The organism is Streptomyces sp. AV19, assembly GCF_015999245.1.
GTDB lineage: Bacteria > Actinomycetota > Actinomycetes > Streptomycetales > Streptomycetaceae > Streptomyces.
The window spans coordinates 1-18,657 of sequence record NZ_JAEAMR010000006.1; the positions used below are offsets into that span (position 1 = coordinate 1).

Consider the following 18,657-nt stretch of genomic DNA (forward strand, 5'->3'; position numbering starts at 1 on the left):
CTAGTAGGACTCCGTTAGGTCGGGCTGGTTCTGGTGCGTTCGCGTTGGCGGGTGGTCTCGGGTAGAGGGCGGTGGCATGTGGTGCAGATACCGGTCCAGCAGTTCAGCAGGTCCTGGAGTGTGTCCAGGACCTGGTAGAACGTCAGGCCGGTGTGCGGGCTTTTGGGTGGAGCCGGTGCTGGGTGAGGAAGGCGTGGGCGGCTGTGACCAGGGTGACGTGGTGGTGCCAGCCGGCCCAGGAGCGTCCCTCGAAGTGGTCCAGGCCCAGGCCATGTTTCATCTCGCGGTAGTCGTGCTCGATGCGCCATCTGATCTTCGCGAGCCGGACCAGCTCGGCCGTCGGGGTGTGTTCGGGCAGGCTGGACAGCCAGTAGTCGGTCGGGGCCTCCGCATCCTGGGGCCACTCCATCAGCAGCCAGACCGCGGGCAGCACCCCGTCCCAGTGGCCTTCGCGGGCGACGGCGGCCTGCTGGACCAGGCGTCGGGCCCGCACACCAGCCGGGCGGACCCGTAACGCAAGGAACCGGGATGCCATCGGTCCACGGGAACCCTCACGCCAGGTGACCTCGGTGAACGCCTCCCGGCCGGCCTCGGCGGCCAGCGCCGCGACCGCCTGAGGTGTCTGGCGGTAGCGCGACCGCGGGCGCCGGCCGTTGCCCGACCAGGGCGGCGTGACCGGCTCGGCCCGGCCCGGGTGGACGGTCACGTCGCTGCGGACCGCCACTGCGTAGTCCAGGGCGCGCGCGTCCAGGCCGGCCCGGAACTCGGCGTTCTGCCCGTAGCCCGCATCGGCCACCACCACGGGCGGCGCCAGGCCCCAGCCGGCGAGCTCGTCCATCGCGTCCAGGGCCAGGCGCCACTTCTCGCGGTGCCCGGCCCCGGCGGGGATACCGGTCTTCATGCGCCGCCCGGTGTCGTCGGCCCACTCCTCGGGGACGAACAGGCGCCACTCCAGCGGGCACGACGCCGCGTCGGTGACCGCGTGCACGCTCACCGCGACCTGGCAGTTCGCCTGCTTGCCCAGGGCCCCGCAGTACTGGTGGGCCACCGCGACTGACATCCGACCGTCCTTGGGGAACGAGACGTCGTCGACCACCCAGGCGTCCGGGCCGATCAGCGGCACCATCCGCTCCGCGATCCGCCGCCGCACCGGCACCGGGTCCCACGGGGACTGGTTCACGAACTGCTGCAGGTTCTGCTCGTCACCATCCGGCAGCCGCCCGGCCATCGCACTGATCGACTTGCGACGGCCGTCCAGCATCAGTCCCCGCAGGTAGCAGTCGCCCTTCGTGCGCTGGTCCCTGCGGGGCACCGACGTGAACACATCCGCCACGAACTCCGCCAACTCGGCCTGTACAGCTCTGATCTGACGCATATCCACACGTTCAACGTGCTACCGGAACGCTTGATCGGGAAGAGCTAACGAAGTCCTACTAGGGCGGCGGCGCCTTGGCGGGTCTAGGCCGCCGCACGTCTAATGGGTTTGGGGGGTTCCCCCCCCCCCCGGGTCAAAACCCCCCCCCCCCCCCCCCGGGGCGCCCCCCCGGGGGGGGCGGCGGGGCGCCCCCGGCCCCCCACGCCTGGAGGCCCGGGCATGTCGGCGCTCCGGGACGGTCGGGACACGGCGGCGTCCTCATCCGCCGGTGTCCCGCCTGACCGTCACGGCACCCGCGCCGTACGAGGAGTCGGTGCCCAGCCAGACACCGCTCCTGTCGTCCCTGCCGAAGGGCCGGAGATCCAGCGGCGCGTGGGCGTGGTGCCTGAAGTGCACGCTGATCTGGCTGATGAGCGGGCACGCGTCGAGCACCGCCGCGGCCGAAAGGCAGGCGGAATGCTGGGACGAAGCGCTGAGCTGGTCGGCCGTGGAATCCATGAAGGCCCGCCGGGCCCGGGTGCGGTACTGGTCGTAGTCGGCCGGCGGGCGGCTGTACTCCCAGCGCATGTCGCCGGACATGCGCAGGACGCGGTCCTCCGCGTTCACCTCATGGGCGTGGGTGTAGTCGTCCACCAGGAAGCCCGTGAAGCTCGATCCCGTCGTCACCGCCCGATGCAGACCGCTGATGCCGCTGACCACCGTTGCCGGTCGTCCGCGTGGAGCCGTCGCATCGGCCAGCCACTGATCGGAGGGGCTGGTGGCGAAGGTGTGACGGCTGCCCGGCAGGGGGCTCCAGGGATGTTCGGTGACGGCCACGTGCGCGATCGATGCCGCAGGGCATGCTTCCAGCAGGCGTTCCGCGAGTGCCAGGGCGAGGTGTTCGACGCTGGCGTCCAGGTGGTCGTGCACGAAGGCGGAAGCCGTGTTGGTCATGCTGCGGGTCGGCAGGATGCTCCTGTTGTCGCCGGCGGCGAAGGCAGGGGTGAACTCGCCCTCGAGTGTCATCGTCAGCCGGAAGTCACGGGCAGCATGCGCGTGTGTGCCGGGACGGACGCCCAACAGGCGGAGTTCGTGCCGCCCATAGCTCGTGAAGACGACCTGATGCATACGCTGCCCCCTTTTCCGGCTACGCGGGCCTGCCTACCCCGCAGCACGCCGTGGAACCGCGCACCCACCGGCCGTGAAGGCCCCCGCCTGGATGATCCGCATGGAACCCAGTCACACGACCTGTGACCACCTCATGCCCAAGCCGTCCCGGTCAGCCGCGGGCTGCGCGTCGAAACCCGTCCCGAATACCGGAAGGTCGCGCCCGGCGGCTCAGCGCCGCTCGGATGAAGCGCTGGGCGGTCCAGAGGGCTCGCGGGGCCCTCTCAGGACAACCGCCCACCATAATCCGGCAGTTTGAACCCCTTCTCGTAGAAGCCGCCCTCGAAATCAGTCGGCCGGTTGCCGATGTTGGCCGTGACCGTCCAGCCGTCCGCGGTGAGTTCCGCCCGGCAGCGCTCCTTGCCGTCGGCCTTGCCTTCGCCGTGGTCGCGGGTGCAGATGCCGTCCACCGGGTAGCCGGCGGCCTTGAGCTGCTTGCGGGCGGACGAGGAGGACGTGCGGGCGGTGACGAACAGCACGGCCACGTCGTGCTGTTGCGCCCACTGGGCCACCTGGAGCACCGGCGTGTTCGCCCGTCCGGGGTGGTAGTGGGTCTCCAGCGCGGTGTTGTCGATGTCCAGCACGATCGCCTGTTTTCCGCTGCCCTTGCCGGCACGGTCGCGCAGCCAGGGGATCGCGGGGGCGACGGCTTTCTTCACGTCGGCCTGCCATGTCCCGTAGCCGGGCAGTCCCTTGAGCGGCGCCGCCTGGGCCGTGGTGGCGGTGGCCGGCGTCGCGGTCGCGAGTGCGACCGCCGCCAGCGCCGCGAGCGGGGCAGTCGCGAGCCGGGCAATGCGGTACTTGCCGAACGTTCTGGGGGACATCAGCCCTGTTCCTTCCGCTGAACGACCTGTCGTTCGGCCAGATCAGCATCTCTGGTGGGCGGAGCGGCGACGGAAAGGTGTCACCCGGATGAAGAGCCGGGTTCCTTCGCGTCGAGGAGCCCCACGAGGCAGTTCGGCAGCAGCCGGGCGCTGCGGCTGGTGACGTCCAGGACCGTCACACCAACCGCCCGTCCGCCGCCAAGTCATCGAAGAGCAACTGGTCCACGGGCGGCACCCGTTCGCGGTCCCCGTACGAGAACCACCCCATCTCCTCGATCTCGGCACTCGGCACCGGTGCGCCCCGGAAACGGGCGGTGTAGCAGGCCATCCGGACCACGGCGCCGTCCGGAAGGTCCGGGGCGCCGGACTCGTACGTGCCGACGTGCACCGCCGACGCCGGATCGAGGGCCACCGCCAGTTCCTCCCGGATCTCCCGCACGAGGGTCTCCAGGTCGCTCTCCGCGCCCTCCCGCTTGCCGCCGGGGACGAAGAAGACGTCCTTGCCGCGCGGCCGCGCGCACAGGATCCTGCCGTCCTCGATCAGCACCCAGGCCACCGTGTCGATCAGCACTTGCCATGTCTCCCAGCCGGACAGTACGGACAGTACGGACGAGTAATTCGCTGGCGCGCAGCGTACGACGCGTTCACCCTGTCCGGGTGGCACAAACCAAGCACCGCATCCGCGCTCTCCATTCGGACTCGACCATCACCGTCTACCAGGCGTACCCGCCCGCGATCGGCCTGCCCGCGGCCCGGGAGGGCCGCTTCCCGGCGCTCTGGAAGCGCGACCGGATGACGTGGGTCAAGCCCTCATTCCTCTGGATGATGTACCGCTGCGGATGGGGCGCGAAGGAGGGTCAGGAAACGGTCCTCGCCGTCGAGATCGGCCGCGAGGGCTTCGAGTGGGCGCTGGAACGCTCCTGCCTGTCCCACTACGATCCGGGCCTCCACCCCGACCGGGCCGCCTGGAAGCGCCGGTTGAGGGACTCGCCGGCCCGGGTGCAGTGGGACCCCGAGCGGGATCTGCACCTGCGGCCGCTCCCCCACCGTTCGCTCCAGCTCGGCCTCTCCGGCGAGGCGGCGCACCGCTACGCCGACGAGTGGCTCGTCTCCGTCACGGACGTCACCTCGCTCGCCCACGCCGTCCACGCCCGCGTCCGGGAGGGCGACCTGGACGCCGCCCGTGCGCTCCTGCCCGAGGAACGTCCTTACCCGGTGGGCCCCGGGCTGCTGTCCCATCTGAGCGCGCCCGCTGCACGATGATGGGCCCATGACCGAGATCACTTTTGTCCGGGGTGACATCACCCGGCAGCGCGTCGACGCGATCGTGAACGCCGCGAACTCCTCGCTGCTCGGGGGCGGGGGCGTGGACGGCGCGATCCACCGCGCGGGCGGCCCGGAGATCCTGAATGCCTGCCGTGATCTACGTGCCGGGAACTACGGCAAGGGCCTGCCCACCGGCCGGGCCGTGGCCACCACCGCGGGCCGCCTCCCGGCCCGCTGGGTGATCCATACGGTCGGTCCCCGCTGGTCGGCGAGCGAGGACCGGTCCGCCCTGCTGGCCTCCTGCTACCGCGAATCACTGCGTGTGGCGGACGAGTTGGGCGCTGAGACCGTGGCCTTCCCCGCCGTCTCGACCGGGATCTACGGCTGGCCGCTGGACGACGGCGCGCGGATCGCGGTGGCTACGGTGCGGGAGACGGAGACGGCGGTGCGCGAGGTGCGTTTCGTCCTCTTCGACGAGGCGGCCTACGCGGCGTTCACCGCGCAGGGGGACTGACGGCGGTCCGCTTCTCGAACCAGTGGTGGGCGTACGGCTCGTCGTTGAACGCCGCGACCTCCTGGAAGCCGTGGGCGCGGTACAGCCCGATCGCGGCGGTGAGGGCCTTGTCGGTGTCCAGGCGCAGGACGTCGTGGCCGTGCCCGGCGGCGCGCGTCTCCAGTTCGGCCAGGAAGCGGCGGCCGAGTCCGAGGCCGCGGGCCCGGGGCGCGACCCACATGCGTTTGATCTCGGCCGGGGCGCCGGGCGGCAGCTTCAGGCCGGCGCAGCCCACGGGTTCGCCGTGCAGCCGGGCCACCAGGAACAGGCCGCGCGGCGGCCGGAGTTCGCCCGGGTCGGGCAGCAGGCTGCGGGCCGGGTCGAAGCCGGTGTCGAGGCGCTCCTGCAGTTCGGCGCGGTAGGAGTCCAGGCAGTGCCGGGCGTCGGGGTGGCCGGGGTCGAGGGTGTCCAGGACGACCGTGGCCGCGGTCAGCAGCCGGTCGACGTCGGCCATGGCGGCGGCCAGGCGGGCGCGTTGGGCGGGGTTGAGCGGTTCCAGGAGGGAGCCGGCCAGTGCGTCGCTGCGGGCGTCGAGCGCCGCGCGCTCGGCGCGGCCCGCGTCGGTGAGCCGGACGGTGCGCACGCGCCGGTCCCGGTCCTGCGTCTCCACGGTGACCAGGCCGTCGGCCTCCAGGGAGCGCAGCAGCCGGCTGATGTAGCCGGAGTCGAGGCCGAGGCGCTCGCGCAGCCGTCGTACGTCCCGGCCGCGATCGCTGATTTCCCGGAGCAGCCGGGCCTCGCCGACGGGCCGGTCGCGGCCCAGGTAGCGGTCGTGGAGGACTCCGACGCGTTCGGTGACGGTGCGGCTGAACCGCCGCACCAGGGCGATGTGGTCCATTCCCTGACCTTAGTCAGAGGGTTGTGGTCCGGCCAGGGCGCGCAGGGCGCGTTCGGCCGTTCCGCGCAGGTGCCGCAGGACGTCGGGGTCCGCGTCGAGGGTGTAGTCGGTGTCCAGGCCCGCCAGGGTCCGGGCGATGCGGGGCAGGGTGTCGTCCGAGACGTCGACGAGGCAGGTGGTGTCGGTGAGGGGACGGATCCGGGTGCCCAGGCCCCGGGTGCGGGCGCGGACGTGGTCGGCGGAGGCCCGGACGGTGGCGACGGCGCGGTGGCGGGTGGGGGCGGCCGACAGGCGTTCGGCGACGAAGGCGGCGGGATCGTCGCCGGGGACCGGGCGCGGCGGGACGCGGTGGCCGGTGGGCACGGGGCGGGTGATGCGGTCGAGGCGGAAGAGGCGCCAGTCGTCCTTGTCGATGTCGTGGGCGAGGAGGTACCAGAGGTCGCCGGAGGCGACCAGGTGGCAGGGTTCGGCCCGGCGCGGGGTGGTCGTGCCGTGGCGCGCCGTGTAGTCGAAGGCGATGATCTCGTGGTCGCGGCAGGCGACGGCGAGGGTGGCCAGCAGGCCCGGGTCGGCGCGCGGGCCCCGGTTCTCCCAGGCGATGCCGGCCAGCGAGGTCTGGAGGGCGGTGACCTGGCCGCGCAGCCGGCGCGGGAGGACCTGTTCGAGCTTGGCCAGGGCCCGCAGCGCCGTCTCCTCGATGCCGGTCAGGCCGCCGGCGGCGGTGCGCAGGGCGACGGCGATGGCGACGGCCTCGTCGTCGTCGAGGAGGAGCGGCGGCAGGTCGGTGCCGGGGGCCAGGCGGTAGCCGCCGGCGTGTCCGCGGACGCTTTCGACGGGGTAGCCCAGCTCGCGCAGCCGGTCCATGTCGCGGCGGACGGTGCGGACGGTCACCCCCAGCCGGCCGGCCAGGTCGGAGCCGGACCATTCGCGCCGGGTCTGCAGCAGGGACAGCAGCCGCAGCATGCGGGCGGTCATGTCGCTCGTCATGTTTTCCACTATGCCGGGATCAAAGGACACACCTTGTCCTGAAAGGCTCCTACTGTGGACCTGTCCGCAAGAGCAAATCGGGAGGTTTCACCATGAAAATCGCAGTTCTCGGTACCGGTGGCGGTGCCCGCGAGCACGCCGCCAAGCTGGTCGGGCTCGACCACGAGGTCTTCGTCGGCACCCGCGACCCGGAGGCCACCCTGGCCCGCACCGAGCCCGACATGATGGGCAACCCGCCCTACGGCCAGTGGCTCGCCGACCACCCCGGCATCACCCTGCTGTCCTTCGGCGACGCCGCGGCCGCCGCCGACGGACTTGTCATCAACGGCATCGACGGCCACAACGCCGTCGCCGCCCTGACCGCCGTCGCCGACAGCCTCGAAGGCAAGACGCTGGTCGACTACGCCGTCCCCTTCGTCTACAACCCGGACGTCGAGCACCCTTGGCCGACCCCGTGGGGCACCATGCCGAAGCTCGACCCGTGCGACACCGACAGCCTCGGCGAGCAGATCCAGCGGGCGCTGCCCGGGACCAAGGTCGTCAAGAGCTTCGTCACCCAGGAGCAGTCCACCGTCGTCAACCCCCGGGCCGTCGGGAACGGCGACCACACCATGTTCGTCGCCGGTGACCACGCCGACGCCAAGCAGCAGGTCACCGAGCTGCTGGAGTCCTACGGCTGGACCGACATCCTCGACCTCGGCCCGCTCGTGTGCGCCCGCGGCATGGAGATGTACGCCCACATGCACAGCGCCATCGGCTTCGGCCTCGGCCAGCAGTCCGGCGGCCACTTCGGCGTCAAGGTCGTGCGCTGAGCCGGCCTGCGCCAACCGGTCAGGGGGAGCCGCCCCGCACGGCTCCCCGCCCCCGTCCCACTGTGAGGAAGCACCACCATGACCAGCCAGAACCCCCTCTCCGGAAGCATCATCTGCCACGCCATGTGGGCCAGGAACGGCCGTGAACTGGCCGACTTCTACGCCGCCGCCCTCGGTACCGAGGTCACGCAGGCGTACCCCGACGCCGAGGGCAACGAGGCCGCCTGCGCCTTCTACGTCGGCCGGTCCATGTACCTCTTTTACACGTCCCCGTCCTACACGGCCCCCAACTGGCCTGCGGAGGACCTGCCGTTCCACATGGACATGATGTTCGAAGACGTGGCGGCGGCGGAGCGGCGGCTGCTGGAGATGGGGGCGACGAAGCCCGCGCACCAGCCGGGCGGCAAGCACTGGACCGTGCTGCTCGACCCGTCCGGCCAGCCGTTCTGCATCCACGGCAGCCACTGAACCGGCCCTCGGAGACCCCGCGCATGACCGCCCTGCCCCGCATCACCGCCGCCGAGCGCCGCGCCCGGCTCGTCCGGCGGCACCTCCTGGCCCCGTCCGTCCGCGTCACCACGCCCCACGAGGTGGCGGACGCGGTGGTCGCCCTGCACGCCACCGACCCGGCCACGGTCTTCCTGGCCGCCGCCGCGCGCATGCGGGCGCCCACCGTCGCCGCGATCGACGAAGCCCTCTACGACTCCGGCCGCTTGGAGCGGATCCGCTGCATGCGGCGCACCATGTTCGTCGTCGCGGCCCGCACCGCCCCCGCGATCCGGTCCGCGACGGTCAAGGGCACGGACGCGCACCGCGTCCAGGCCCTGCGGCACCTGCGGGAGACCCTCGGCTGGGACGGGCGGCGCCACGCCGCCGTCGAACGGGCCGTGCTCGACGCGCTCGCCCGGCGGGACGGGGCGACGGCGGCCGAACTGGCCGCCGAGATACCGGACTTGCGCGAGCAGATCGTCGTCTCCCCCGGCAAGCCGTACGAGTCCCGGCAGCGCGCGAGTTCTCCCGTCCTCGGGCTGCTGGCCGCCGAAGGGCGCATCCGGCGTCACCGGCCCGCCGGTTCCTGGACCTCGGCGCAGTTCCGCTGGGCACCGGCCCGGCCGCTCCCCGATCTCCCCGTCGCCGAGGCGAAGACCCGGCTCGCCCGGCACTATCTCGCGGCGTTCGGGCCCGTCACCCCGGACGACCTCAAGTGGTGGACGGGCTGGAACCTGACCGACACCCGCAAGGCGCTCGCGGCGAACGGCGCCCGGGCCGTCGAACTGGACGGGGGCGGCACCGGCTACGTCCTGCCCGACGACCTCGGGCCGGTCGCCGCCGCCGAGCCCGGCGCGGTGCTGCTGCCCGGCCTCGATCCCACCGCGATGGGCTGGCGCCGGCGCGACTGGTATCTGGACCCCGAGCACACCAAGGAACTCTTCGACCGCAACGGAAACATCGGCCCCACGATCTGGTGGAACGGCCGCATCGTCGGCGCCTGGGCCCAGCACCCCGACGGCCACATCAACCACCACCTCCTCACCGACCCCGGAAGCGCGGCACGGTCCGCCGTGACCGAGGAGATCGACCGCCTGACCGCCTTCCTCGGCGGAACCGGCGTCACGCCGTGCTACCGCACCCCGCTCGAGCGCCGGCTCGCCGGCACGCGCTGAGTCCCGGGCGGATCCGTTCAGGCGGGCGGGCGCTCCTGGCCGGCCAGCCTGCGGGCCAGCCGGACCAGTGAGGCGCGCTCGGCGTCCGGGTCCGCGGGGCGGCCGAAGACCATGCGGACGGCCTGGGGCACGGCGAACCACCAGGCCGCCAGGGCCAGGACGGCGTAGAAGAGCTCGTCGGACTCCAGGCCCGGACCGAGCGCCCCGGCGTCCCGGGCCCGGCCGAGGGCCGCGACGCGCGAACCGTACGTGGTGGTGCGCTCCGCCTCCTTGAGCGCGGGGCCGCCGCGGTCCTGGAGCCCCTCCCAGTGCAGGAGGCGGATGAACTGGGGGCGTGCGCGGTGGTAGTCGTACAGCAGTCCGGCGTAGCCGCCCAGGTCCTCGGCCCGCTCGGCGGTCAGGGGGATCGCGGTGGCGATGCGGTCGAGCTCGGACTCCAGCACGTGCCCGTACAACTGCTGCTTGTTGCCGAAGTACTGGTAGATCCGCTCCTTGTTCACGCCGGCCCGGGTGCCGACGCGTTCGATGCGGGCTCCGTCGAAGCCGTGCTCGGCGAATTCGTCGACGGCCGCGTCCAGGAGGGCTTGTCGGGTGCGTGCGGTGTCCCAGGCCATGGGCCCGATGATACGCGAATCCAACCGACCGTTTGGAGATTGCTTGAAAGTTCAGCTAATCTCCAAACGTTCGTTTGGAAACCGGAGTACCGAAGGAGCCCTGCCCATGCCCGAGCACGCCGCCGCCCCGCACGCCGGACCACCGCCCCGGCACCACATGGCGTTGATGATCTGGGTGGCGGTCTTCCCGACCCTCACCGTGCTGGAACTGCTCTTCCACCGGTGGCTGGAGCACCTGCCGCTCGTCGCGCAGACGCTCGTCCTGAGCGCACTCGTCGTCCTGACGGTGGTGTACGTCCTGATGCCGCGCCTGCAGCGGGTCCGGGTCCGGCTGCTGGCCCGCGGCAGTCGCTGAATCCGCCACGGCCCGGCCGCCGGCGTCCCCTTCGACACCGGCGGCCGGAGAGGGCGCTTCCGCGAGCGCGGCGAAGCGCACCGGTGACTGGAATTACCCTGAAATAGAAGGCCAGTTGAGGAATTCTCAGACTTTCCGTGTACGGTCCTGTCATGCCGCCCGTCCCGCGCCCGCTCCGCGCCTGCCAGTTCGTGGCGTCCGCCCTCCTCGCGGGGCTTCTCGCCGCCGGCTCCGCCCTGCCCTTCGTGGGCACGCTGGGGAAGTACGCCAAGGCCGCTGCGGAGGACTTCGCCGCCCTGCCCGCCGGCCTCGACGTCCCCGCACCGGCCCAGTCCTCCCGGATCCACGACGCCGACGGCGGCCTGATGGCCACGATCCGCACCCGCGACCGCACCGTCGTGCCCGGCGACCGGATCGCCCCGGTCATGCGGCAGGCCCTCGTCGACATCGAGGACCACCGCTTCTTCCGGCACGGCGCCCTCGACCTCAGGGCCGTCCTGCGCGCGCTCGGCGCGAACGCGGACAGCGGCCGCGTCGCCCAGGGCGCCTCCACCCTGACCCAGCAGTACGTGAAGAACGTCTTCGTCGAGGCGGCGGGGAACGACACCGGGGCCGTGCGCAGGGCCCGGCGCCAGACCCTCGACCGCAAGGTCCGCGAACTGCGCTACGCGATCCGGCTGGAGAAGACGCGCTCCAAGGAGCAGATCCTCACGGACTACCTCAACATCGCCTTCTTCGGCCGGCAGGCGTACGGCGTGGAAGCCGCGGCGGAACGGTACTTCAGCGTGCACGCCGCCGACCTCTCCCTGCCGCAGGCCGCCCTGCTCGCCGGTCTGGTGCAGTCACCGACCGCGTACGACCCGGTCGCCCGCCCCCGCCGCGCCAAGGAGCGCCGCGACACGGTGCTGCGGACGATGGCGCGCTACGGCACCATCACCGGGGCGCAGGCCCGGCGGGCCATCGGCACGCCCCTCGGGCTGCGCGTCACCGCGCCGCGCCAGGGCTGCGCGGCGGCCGACGACGGCGCCGCGTTCTTCTGCGACTACGTGCGCCGAGTCGTCCTCGACGACCCGGCGTTCGGCGCGACGGCCGCCCGGCGGCGGGCCCTGTGGCAGCGGGGCGGCCTGCGGATCCGCACCACGCTGGTACCGAAGGCGCAGCAGGCCCTCCACCGGTCCGTCACCTCGCACGTCCGCCCGTCCGACGACGCCGCCGCCGCGATGGCCGTGGTCCAGCCCGGTACGGGACGGATCGTGGCGATGGGGCAGAGCCGGGACTACGGCGTGGGGGCCCACCGGACGCAGATCAACCTCGGCGTCGGCACGCGCATGGGCGGCGGCCTGGGCTTCCCGACGGGCTCGGTCTTCAAGCCGGTCGTCGCGGCCGCGGCCCTGGAGAACGGCATCCGGCCGTCGCGCGCGTACCCCTCTCCGTACGCCATGTCCTGGCCGGCCATGGCCGACTGCCGGGGCGGCCGCTTCCCCGGGACCGGAGAGGTCCACAACGACAGCCGGTCCCTGGTCGGTCCGTTCCGCATGCCGGAGGCCATGGCCCGGTCCGTCAACACCTACTTCGCCCAGCTGGAGGCCGACACCGGGCTGTGCGAGGTGGCCGCCATGGCCGGCCGGCTCGGCATCACCGGCCGGGCCGACGGCAGCCCCCTGCGGGTGGTGCCCTCGCTCGCGCTGGGGAGCAACGACCTCACGCCGCTGGACGTCGCCGGTGCCTACGCGGCCTTCGCCGCCCACGGCACGTACTGCTCCCCTGTCGCCATCACTTCGGTGACGGCTGCCGACGGACGCGAGCTCGCGGTCCCGCGGTCCCGTTGCCGCCGGGCGATGTCCGCCCGGACCGCCGACGCGGTGACGGGCATGCTGCGCGGGGTCGTCGAGGACGGCACCGGGCGGCCCGCCGCGCTCACCCACCGCGACAGCGCGGGCAAGACGGGCACCACCGACTCCAGCAAACAGGTCTGGTTCGCCGCCTACACCCCCGAGTTGTCCGGCGCGGTGGTCGTCGGCGATCCCGCCCGCCCCCGGGACCTCGACGGCCGGCGCGTGGGCGGGGACATCGTGACCCGGGCGTTCGGCGGCACCCTGGCCGGGCCCGTCTGGCGCGACGCCGTCGAGGGCGCGCTCGACGGGCAGCCCGCAGGCCGGCTCGCGTCCGGCGGCCGGGCCGTCCGGGACGCCGGGCGGGGATGGCACCGCCCGTAACGCAGGACGCGGACGTGCGGGCCCGTCCGGTTCGTGTTTGGCTGACGGGGGGTGTTCATCCCGGACGTTCCGCATCACCAGGAGTGACCATGGGCGACGCCGACGAGAGGGCCGAGAAGGCCCGGCAGATCCGCGACAAGGCCAGGCAGTTGGACGAGCGGGCGCAGCACACCGACGACGCCGGCGAACGCGAGCGCCTCCAGGAGCGGGCGCGGCGCCTGCGCGAACGCGGCAGCCGCAAGAGCGAGGCCGAGGACACGAGGGGCCGCCCCCGGCCGATGTGAGCCGGGGCCGCACTCCCCCTCAGGCCGGCCCGGGCCCGGAGAGCGGGGACCGGGTACGTCCTGTACAGCCCCGACACGGTGAGCACCGGTTCTCCGGTCAGTACGACCCGGGGGTGCCGGCCCACGCCGAGGCCATGCGGCGGTCGGCCCGCCGGTCGAGGACGCCCTGCCGGCGATCCTCCGCGTCCTGGACGACCCGCCCGACGCCGCGCTCAGCGCCTTCGTGCGCGACAACCCGCTCGGCGTCGACGGCTCCGTGTTCGCCGTGGAGGACGCGCGGCGGCTGGAAGGGCTCACGGACGAGCTTCTGCGGGGCCGTTGAGGCCCGGGGCCGTTGAGGCCCGGGGCCGTTGAGGCCCGGGGCCAGCGGTGGAACACGCCCCCGGTGCGGTCGACGCCGAACAGCTCCACACGCCCATCGGCATTGGTCTCGGAGGCGACAGCGACCAGGGCGCCGTCGAACTTGTCCCAGTTCGACCAGGTGCCACCGGGAGAGGTCTGCCAGCGGTGGAACACACCTCCGCCGCTGTCGGCGCCGAACAGCTCCAGTCGGCCGTCCGCGTTACGAGCCGCGGCAATCGAGGAGCCCCAGACACCGGCACTGTGCTGGGGCACGGCCGTGGCGGCGCCCGGCATCGCGACCAGTAGTGACGCAACCGCCGCGGAGGCCACCAGACTCGCCCTGAGAGTCCTGGCCAGCTGACGGATGCGTCTGTACGCTTTCCCTGATCTTTTTCGCATGCGAGTGCCCTTTCACCATGGGGCGTGCGCGAATGATGCAGGCATAGTTGTTCGGGCGGGGGCCGACCGTCCAGCGGCTGATCCGCTGAGCGGAACAAGGCCGCTCCCTGATGACCTTTCCCAGCCATACGAGGCCCTGCCGCACCCCCGGGAAGCGTGTCCGGTCTCCATCAACCTGAGGCAGTGCGCCCTCACTGACCTGCGGTGCCTCAACTGGAGTGAGGCATTCCGAGCCACGGTGCCTCACTCGGGTTGAGGCACCGCCACGAAGCGCGAGATCGCCGCGAGCCTGTGAGCTGCGACGTCCCGGCCGGTCTGAGGCGGCCGGGCCCGATTCCTCAAGTTGACTGATACTTCCTCGACTTCGCCGGCAGCACGTCGTCAGCGAAGTCGCCGTGCTCAGCGCGTATGTGTCGCCGCGCGCACCGCGCCACGGCTCAGGCGTCGACGGCCTGCCGGACGCGGCGGGACGGGGTGAAGGCGTACAGGTCGAGCACGCCGGGCGGTTCGGCGAGGCCGGGGCCGCCGTCGCGTATCCAGGTCGCGATGTCGGCGGTGGCGTCCGGGTCGTTGACCAGGCCGAGCCAGACGGGGCGGCCACCGGCGGCGCGGCCCTCGGCGGAGGGCTGGACGACGATGACGTTGCCGTGTTCGCAGGCGTCGACGCAGTCGCTGACCCGGATCCGGCCGTCGGCGCCGGCCAGGTCGCCGCGCAACTGCGCCAGCTGGGCGGCGTGGTCGACGCCGGGGATCTTGGGGGTGCCGCAACAGCAGCCGCGGCAGACGGTGACCGTGCAGGGCGCGGCGGCGGGGGCGTTCTTGCGGTTGCGGCGGCTCACGGGCCGTTTCTCCTTCCGGGCCCGGCGCCGGGCGGAGCCGGGCGGCGGGTGCGGGCCGTCGGGGACGGCGATGACGGTGGATCCCCCAGGTCGGCCCGGGGACAGGGGAAGGGTACCTGCGGGGTCGTGCACGACGAGGCGGTGGGCGTCGCTCCTACCGTCCCGCTCCCCCGTCACCGCGGCCCGGCGTCTCCGCCGCCTCCCGCAGCGCCGCCCGGCAGGCGCGGATCGCCGGGTGGCCGCCGCGGCCGCGGCGCGCCGCCGTGGACAGCGCGCGGGCGGGCCCGCCGGGCAGCGTCCGCAGGGGCACGGCCGGCGGGCGGCCGCCGTGGACGAGGTCGGGCAACAGGGCGGCGGCGTGGCCCTGTTCGACGAGGCGCAGGTGCAGCAGGAGGTCGGGGGACTCGAAGCGCACGTCGGGTTCGAAGCCGGCCTCCCGGCACAGGGTGACGGTCCAGTGCCGGGCGGCCGAGCCCTCGGGTTCCATGGCCCAGGGGTGGCCGGCCAGCGCGCGGAGGGCGGCCGTCGGCGCGGACGGGGCGTCGGTGCCGGGCGGCAGGGCCAGGCGCAGGGGGTCGTCGCACAGGGGCTCGTGCTCCAGCCCGTCGGTCCGGGGGTGCGGGCGGCCGGGGAACTCCTCGGTGACGACCAGGTCGAAGTCGCGGGCGAGCAGCGCCGGGAGGGCCTGTTCCGGTTCGCTCTGGGTGAGGTGGACGCGCAGTCCCGGGTGGGCGGCGCGCAGCCGGGTCAGCGCTACGGGCAGCAGGACCAGGGCCGCGGTCTGGAAGGCGGCGACGCGCAGGGTGCCGGTGAGGCCGGTGACGGAGGCGGCGATGTCCGCCTCGGCGCGTTCGAGGCGTTCGAGCACCGCCTCGGTGTGCGCGACGAGGATCTCCGCCTGCTCGGTGAGCCGCACCCGCCGGCCGGCGGGCTCCAGCAGCCGGACCCCGGCCTCGGACTCCAGCTGCGAGAGCTGCTGCGAGACGGTGGAGGGGCTGTACGACAGGGCGGCGGCGACGGCCGCGAGCGTGCCGCGGTGCTTGAGCTCGCGCAGCAGCCGCAGCCGGTGCAGGTCGTAGGGCATGGCGTCGTGCCACCTCCGTGGGGAGTGCGTGTGCGAAGGAGGCCATTCGATCATTCGGCCGGGCCGACGGGTACCGGTGGAAAAGTTGCGCTGGACCGACCGGTCGCGCGGACCGCACGCTGGCGGGGTGACGAAATCCGCTTCCCTCGCCGCCCTTCCCTGGTTCTCCCGCCCCGCCGCCCGCGCCTGGACGTGCGTCCCCGCCCCCGTCGCGGTGCGCTCCTTCCACACCTCCCTGCCCGGCTACGCCCCCACTCCGCTCGTCGAACTCCCGGACCTGGCAGTGGAGTTGCGTGTCGGCCGGGTCTTCGTCAAGGACGAGTCGAGACGGATGGGGCTGCCCGCGTTCAAGGTGCTGGGCGCCTCCTGGGCGGCGCACCGGGCGCTGGCCGGGTGCGCGCGGGGGACGGTCACCCTCGTCACGGCGACCGACGGCAACCACGGCCGGGCCGTGGCCCGTACGGCGCGGCTGCTCGGGCAGCGGGCGCACGTCTTCGTGGCGGGCGGCGTGCACCCGGCCGCCGTGGCGGCCATCGCCGCGGAGGGTGCGCGGGTCACCGAGGCGGGCACGTCGTACGACGCGGCGGTGCGCAGGGCCTCCGAGGCGGCGGCCGCGCCCGGCGCGATCCTGCTCCAGGACACGGCCTGGCCCGGTTACGAGCGCGTTCCCGGCTGGATCTGCGAGGGGTATTCCACCCTGTTCGCCGAGGCCGGCGCGCAGTTGGCCGAGGCCGGGGCCCACCCGCCGGCGCTGGTCGCCGTGCCGGTGGGCGTGGGCTCCCTCGCCCAGGCCGCGGTCACCCACTACCGCGGGCGGCCCAACGGAACGCCGCCGGCCCTGTTGTCGGTGGAGCCGGTGACGGCGGCCTGTGCGCTGGAGAGCCTGCGGCGGGGACGGCCGGTCACCGTGGAGACGGGCACCACCGCCATGGCCGGCCTCAACTGCGGCACGCTGTCCGGCCTCGCGTGGCCGTATCTGCGCGACGGCCTGGACGCGGCCGTCGCGGTCACCGACGCCGCGAGCGCGGCGGCCGCCCGGGACCTGGCCGCCCTCGGCATCTCGTCCGGTCCGTGCGGCGCCGCCGCGCTGGCGGGCGTCCGCGCCGCGCTCGGCGGCGACGGCGGCGAGGCCCGGCGCGCGGAGCTGTCCCTGGGCCGTGCCGCGACGGTCGTCCTGCTCAACACGGAGGGCGCGGCCGCGAATCCGCACGCCTGACGCCCTGTCCATTGGACCTTCGACGCATACCGGCAGCAACCGGCTACCGCATACGGTGCGTTCCGTGCACGGAACGACTGTGAAGACCCCGACGCCCCCGAAGGCCCTCCCGCCCGCCAAGAGCCTGCCGCCGCTCTCCCGCGACCCCGCCACGGTGTTCGCGCCCGCCGCCGCCGTGGCGGCCGGGCTGGGCGTCACCTCGCTGTGGTGGGCCCTGCCCGGCCTGGTCCTGGCCTTTCTCGCCGGGCACCGGTCGGGGCGCACCTGGCCGATGGCCGCGGCGACGGGCGCGCTGGTCGCCATGGGGGCGGCCGCGGTGACGGCCGTTCCGGCGCTGTTCCCGCTGGGCGGCGTGTTCGTGCCGCTGGTGGTGGGGGTGGCGCTGCTGCCGTGGTTCGCGGGCCGGTTGTGGCGGCAGTACCAGGAGCTGGTCCGGGCCGGGTGGTCGCGCGCGGAGCAGCTCGAGCGCGAGCAGCGGCTGGTCGCCGAACAGGCGCGGCTGCGCGAACGGGCGCGCATCGCCCAGGACATGCACGACGCGCTCGGTCACGACCTCAGTCTGGTGGCGCTCTCGGCGGGGGCGCTGAAGCTCGCGCCCGGCCTGGCCCCGGAGCACCGGGAGGCCGCCGAGGACGTACGGGTCCGTGCGGCGGCCGCGGTGGAGCGGCTGGGCGAGGTCATCGGCATCCTCCGGGAGGAGAGCGAGCAAGCGCCGGACGTGCCGGCCGACTTCAGCCTCGGCCGGCTGGTGGGCGGCGCGGCCGCCTCGGGGCTGGACGCGAGCCTGCGGGTCGAGGGGGACGGGCACGAGGTGCCGGGTGCGGTCGAGCGGGCGGCCCACCGGGTGGTGCAGGAGGCGCTGACCAATGTGGCCAAGCACGCTCCGGGCGCCTCGGTGCGGGTGAGCGTGGCGCGTTCGGCCGACGGGACCGTCGTCTCGGTGGAGAACACGGCGCCGGCCGCCCCGGCCTCCGGCCTCCCCGGCGGCGGCCGGGGTCTGATCGGGCTGGACGAGCGGGTCCGGCTGGCCGGCGGCTCGCTGCGGCACGGCCCGCACGAGGGGGGTTACCTCGTCACGGCCACGCTGCCGCACACGCCTCCGCGCCCGGGGGCGAGGCGTCCGGCCGGGGACGGCGTGCCGGGGCTCCTGCCGCCGGAGCAGCGCCGGGCCCGCCGTCGCGCGGGCCGTACCCTGGCCGCCGCCGTCGCCGTGCCGCTGCTGGTGCTGGGCGCGCTCACCGCCGGGCTGATGGTGTGGAGTTCGCTGACGGTCGCGCACACCGTCCTGGAACCCGGCGTCTACGCCGGGTTGCGGGTGGGGCAGAATCGCGCCGAGGTGGCGGAGCTGCTGCCGGAGCGTCAGCTGCCCTACCGGCCGCGGGCGGCCGAACCGAAGGGGCCCGGGGTCGAGTGCGAGTACTACGCGGTGACGGCCGACCGGTTCGTGGACAGTTCCGGGGACGCGTACCAGATCTGTTTCCGGGACGGCGTGCTGAGCGGTGTCGCGGTGCTCAGGGGGTGAGGGCATGGTGATCCGGGTCCTGGTGGCCGACGACGAACCGATGATCCGCCACGGCGTCCGGGCCGTGCTGTCGACCGACCCGGGACTGGAGGTGGTCGCCGAGGCCGCCGACGGGGACGAGGCCGTGGAGCTGGTGCTCCGTCACCGCCCAGAGGTGGCCGTGCTCGACATCCGCATGCCCGGGACGGGCGGCATCGAGGCGGGCGCCCCGGGGCCCCCGGCCCCCGCCCGGCGGGGGGGGGTGGTGGTGGAGGCCGGGGGGGGCGCGGCCGGCGGCCGGGGGGGCGGCGCCCGGCCCCGGCGCCCCGGTAGCCCCCCCGC

At 73.8% G+C, this 18,657-nt stretch carries 20 protein-coding genes; 11 read left to right on the forward strand and 9 right to left on the reverse strand.

Features of this window, described 5'->3' with window-relative positions; translation table 11 throughout:
- Positions 1 to 142 precede the first annotated feature (142 nt).
- The 4 genes from I5Q34_RS07770 to I5Q34_RS07785 all read right to left on the reverse strand — a co-directional run bounded on the left by I5Q34_RS07770 (position 143) and on the right by I5Q34_RS07785 (position 3,916).
- Positions 143 to 1,375 carry an IS701 family transposase gene (locus I5Q34_RS07770; RefSeq protein WP_199891450.1) on the reverse strand — a complete coding sequence of 411 codons (1,233 nt, stop codon included), beginning with the start codon at positions 1,373 to 1,375 and terminating at the stop codon, positions 143 to 145.
- A gap of 258 nt (positions 1,376 to 1,633) precedes the next feature.
- Positions 1,634 to 2,482, reverse strand: coding sequence for a hypothetical protein (locus I5Q34_RS07775; protein ID WP_199891451.1), 849 nt, complete (start codon positions 2,480 to 2,482; stop codon positions 1,634 to 1,636).
- 263 nt (positions 2,483 to 2,745) lie between these two features.
- The gene (locus tag I5Q34_RS07780; protein ID WP_199891452.1) at positions 2,746 to 3,345 is read right to left on the reverse strand and encodes an HAD family acid phosphatase; all 600 of its coding nucleotides are present in this window, start codon (positions 3,343 to 3,345) and stop codon (positions 2,746 to 2,748) included.
- 175 nt (positions 3,346 to 3,520) lie between these two features.
- Positions 3,521 to 3,916 carry an NUDIX domain-containing protein gene (locus tag I5Q34_RS07785; RefSeq protein ID WP_199891453.1) on the reverse strand — a complete coding sequence of 132 codons (396 nt, stop codon included), beginning with the start codon at positions 3,914 to 3,916 and terminating at the stop codon, positions 3,521 to 3,523.
- Positions 3,917 to 4,002: 86 nt separating this feature from the next.
- Here I5Q34_RS07785 and I5Q34_RS07790 point away from each other — a divergent pair, with 86 nt between their 5' ends.
- Both I5Q34_RS07790 and I5Q34_RS07795 read left to right on the forward strand, forming a co-directional pair.
- Positions 4,003 to 4,608 (forward strand): DUF4291 domain-containing protein, encoded by a 606-nt coding sequence (locus I5Q34_RS07790; RefSeq protein ID WP_277965460.1) that lies wholly within the window; start codon positions 4,003 to 4,005, stop codon positions 4,606 to 4,608.
- 7 nt (positions 4,609 to 4,615) lie between these two features.
- Entirely contained in the window at positions 4,616 to 5,125 is a 510-nt protein-coding gene (locus tag I5Q34_RS07795) for an O-acetyl-ADP-ribose deacetylase (protein ID WP_199891455.1), read from the forward strand.
- Here the strand turns inward: I5Q34_RS07795 and I5Q34_RS07800 are convergent.
- Together I5Q34_RS07800 and I5Q34_RS07805 are read right to left on the reverse strand one after the other, a co-directional pair.
- Positions 5,106 to 6,002 carry a helix-turn-helix domain-containing GNAT family N-acetyltransferase gene (locus I5Q34_RS07800; protein ID WP_199891456.1) on the reverse strand — a complete coding sequence of 299 codons (897 nt, stop codon included), beginning with the start codon at positions 6,000 to 6,002 and terminating at the stop codon, positions 5,106 to 5,108. The genes I5Q34_RS07795 and I5Q34_RS07800 overlap by 20 nt on opposite strands.
- Before the next feature lie 9 nt (positions 6,003 to 6,011).
- A complete protein-coding gene (locus I5Q34_RS07805) occupies positions 6,012 to 6,989 on the reverse strand; it encodes a YafY family protein (protein ID WP_199891457.1) in 978 nt (325 codons plus the stop codon).
- A 92-nt stretch (positions 6,990 to 7,081) separates the two neighbouring features.
- Here I5Q34_RS07805 and I5Q34_RS07810 point away from each other — a divergent pair, with 92 nt between their 5' ends.
- From I5Q34_RS07810 to I5Q34_RS07820, 3 genes are all read left to right on the forward strand, one after another.
- The gene (locus I5Q34_RS07810) at positions 7,082 to 7,801 is read left to right on the forward strand and encodes an NADPH-dependent F420 reductase (protein WP_199891458.1); all 720 of its coding nucleotides are present in this window, start codon (positions 7,082 to 7,084) and stop codon (positions 7,799 to 7,801) included.
- 78 nt (positions 7,802 to 7,879) lie between these two features.
- On the forward strand, positions 7,880 to 8,269 hold the full coding sequence (locus I5Q34_RS07815; protein ID WP_199891459.1) for a VOC family protein: 390 nt from the start codon (positions 7,880 to 7,882) through the stop codon (positions 8,267 to 8,269).
- 23 nt (positions 8,270 to 8,292) lie between these two features.
- A complete protein-coding gene (locus I5Q34_RS07820) occupies positions 8,293 to 9,465 on the forward strand; it encodes a winged helix DNA-binding domain-containing protein (protein ID WP_199891460.1) in 1,173 nt (390 codons plus the stop codon).
- 17 nt (positions 9,466 to 9,482) lie between these two features.
- Here the strand turns inward: I5Q34_RS07820 and I5Q34_RS07825 are convergent, their stop codons facing one another.
- Positions 9,483 to 10,079 (reverse strand): TetR family transcriptional regulator, encoded by a 597-nt coding sequence (locus tag I5Q34_RS07825; RefSeq protein ID WP_199891461.1) that lies wholly within the window; start codon positions 10,077 to 10,079, stop codon positions 9,483 to 9,485.
- Positions 10,080 to 10,185: 106 nt separating this feature from the next.
- On the opposite strand from I5Q34_RS07825, the gene I5Q34_RS07830 reads away from it, so the two are divergent.
- The 3 genes from I5Q34_RS07830 (at position 10,186) to I5Q34_RS07840 (ending at position 12,934) form a co-directional block, all read left to right on the forward strand.
- Complete coding sequence (locus I5Q34_RS07830; RefSeq protein ID WP_199891462.1) at positions 10,186 to 10,434, forward strand: hypothetical protein; 249 nt, start codon at positions 10,186 to 10,188, stop codon at positions 10,432 to 10,434.
- Positions 10,435 to 10,586: 152 nt separating this feature from the next.
- Positions 10,587 to 12,650, forward strand: a complete 2,064-nt coding sequence (locus tag I5Q34_RS07835) for a transglycosylase domain-containing protein (RefSeq protein ID WP_199891463.1) — start codon at positions 10,587 to 10,589, stop codon at positions 12,648 to 12,650.
- Between the two features lie 89 nt (positions 12,651 to 12,739).
- The gene (locus I5Q34_RS07840) at positions 12,740 to 12,934 is read left to right on the forward strand and encodes a DUF6381 family protein (RefSeq protein ID WP_199891464.1); all 195 of its coding nucleotides are present in this window, start codon (positions 12,740 to 12,742) and stop codon (positions 12,932 to 12,934) included.
- A gap of 1,178 nt (positions 12,935 to 14,112) precedes the next feature.
- On the opposite strand, the gene I5Q34_RS07845 is transcribed toward I5Q34_RS07840, so the two are convergent.
- Both I5Q34_RS07845 and I5Q34_RS07850 read right to left on the reverse strand, forming a co-directional pair.
- On the reverse strand, positions 14,113 to 14,514 hold the full coding sequence (locus I5Q34_RS07845; protein ID WP_199891465.1) for a (2Fe-2S) ferredoxin domain-containing protein: 402 nt from the start codon (positions 14,512 to 14,514) through the stop codon (positions 14,113 to 14,115).
- Positions 14,515 to 14,668: 154 nt separating this feature from the next.
- Positions 14,669 to 15,598: a LysR substrate-binding domain-containing protein gene (locus I5Q34_RS07850; protein WP_199891466.1), complete on the reverse strand. Its 930-nt coding sequence runs from the start codon at positions 15,596 to 15,598 to the stop codon at positions 14,669 to 14,671.
- A gap of 127 nt (positions 15,599 to 15,725) precedes the next feature.
- Here I5Q34_RS07850 and I5Q34_RS07855 point away from each other — a divergent pair, with 127 nt between their 5' ends.
- The 3 genes from I5Q34_RS07855 to I5Q34_RS34460 all read left to right on the forward strand — a co-directional run.
- Positions 15,726 to 16,814 (forward strand): pyridoxal-phosphate dependent enzyme, encoded by a 1,089-nt coding sequence (locus I5Q34_RS07855; RefSeq protein WP_277965467.1) that lies wholly within the window; start codon positions 15,726 to 15,728, stop codon positions 16,812 to 16,814.
- Between the two features lie 64 nt (positions 16,815 to 16,878).
- On the forward strand, positions 16,879 to 18,336 hold the full coding sequence (locus I5Q34_RS07860) for a sensor histidine kinase (protein WP_277965466.1): 1,458 nt from the start codon (positions 16,879 to 16,881) through the stop codon (positions 18,334 to 18,336).
- 4 nt (positions 18,337 to 18,340) lie between these two features.
- On the forward strand, positions 18,341 to 18,657 hold a 317-nt coding region (locus I5Q34_RS34460), incomplete at its 3' end, for a response regulator transcription factor (RefSeq protein ID WP_234428606.1).

Bases quoted from the DNA above. Each gene is read 5' to 3' on its own strand.
- I5Q34_RS07800 (WP_199891456.1), bottom strand. From the start codon at position 6,002: ATGGACCACATCGCCCTGGTGCGGCGGTTCAGCCGCACCGTCACCGAA.
- I5Q34_RS07795 (WP_199891455.1), top strand. From the start codon at position 4,616: ATGACCGAGATCACTTTTGTCCGGGGTGACATCACCCGGCAGCGCGTC.
- I5Q34_RS07820 (WP_199891460.1), top strand. From the start codon at position 8,293: ATGACCGCCCTGCCCCGCATCACCGCCGCCGAGCGCCGCGCCCGGCTC.
- I5Q34_RS07775 (WP_199891451.1), bottom strand. From the start codon at position 2,482: ATGCATCAGGTCGTCTTCACGAGCTATGGGCGGCACGAACTCCGCCTG.
- I5Q34_RS07835 (WP_199891463.1), top strand. From the start codon at position 10,587: ATGCCGCCCGTCCCGCGCCCGCTCCGCGCCTGCCAGTTCGTGGCGTCC.
- I5Q34_RS07840 (WP_199891464.1), top strand. From the start codon at position 12,740: ATGGGCGACGCCGACGAGAGGGCCGAGAAGGCCCGGCAGATCCGCGAC.
- I5Q34_RS07850 (WP_199891466.1), bottom strand. From the start codon at position 15,598: ATGCCCTACGACCTGCACCGGCTGCGGCTGCTGCGCGAGCTCAAGCAC.
- I5Q34_RS07830 (WP_199891462.1), top strand. From the start codon at position 10,186: ATGCCCGAGCACGCCGCCGCCCCGCACGCCGGACCACCGCCCCGGCAC.
- I5Q34_RS07825 (WP_199891461.1), bottom strand. From the start codon at position 10,079: ATGGCCTGGGACACCGCACGCACCCGACAAGCCCTCCTGGACGCGGCC.
- I5Q34_RS07780 (WP_199891452.1), bottom strand. From the start codon at position 3,345: ATGTCCCCCAGAACGTTCGGCAAGTACCGCATTGCCCGGCTCGCGACT.
- I5Q34_RS07815 (WP_199891459.1), top strand. From the start codon at position 7,880: ATGACCAGCCAGAACCCCCTCTCCGGAAGCATCATCTGCCACGCCATG.
- I5Q34_RS07805 (WP_199891457.1), bottom strand. From the start codon at position 6,989: ATGACGAGCGACATGACCGCCCGCATGCTGCGGCTGCTGTCCCTGCTG.
- I5Q34_RS07770 (WP_199891450.1), bottom strand. From the start codon at position 1,375: ATGCGTCAGATCAGAGCTGTACAGGCCGAGTTGGCGGAGTTCGTGGCG.
- I5Q34_RS07810 (WP_199891458.1), top strand. From the start codon at position 7,082: ATGAAAATCGCAGTTCTCGGTACCGGTGGCGGTGCCCGCGAGCACGCC.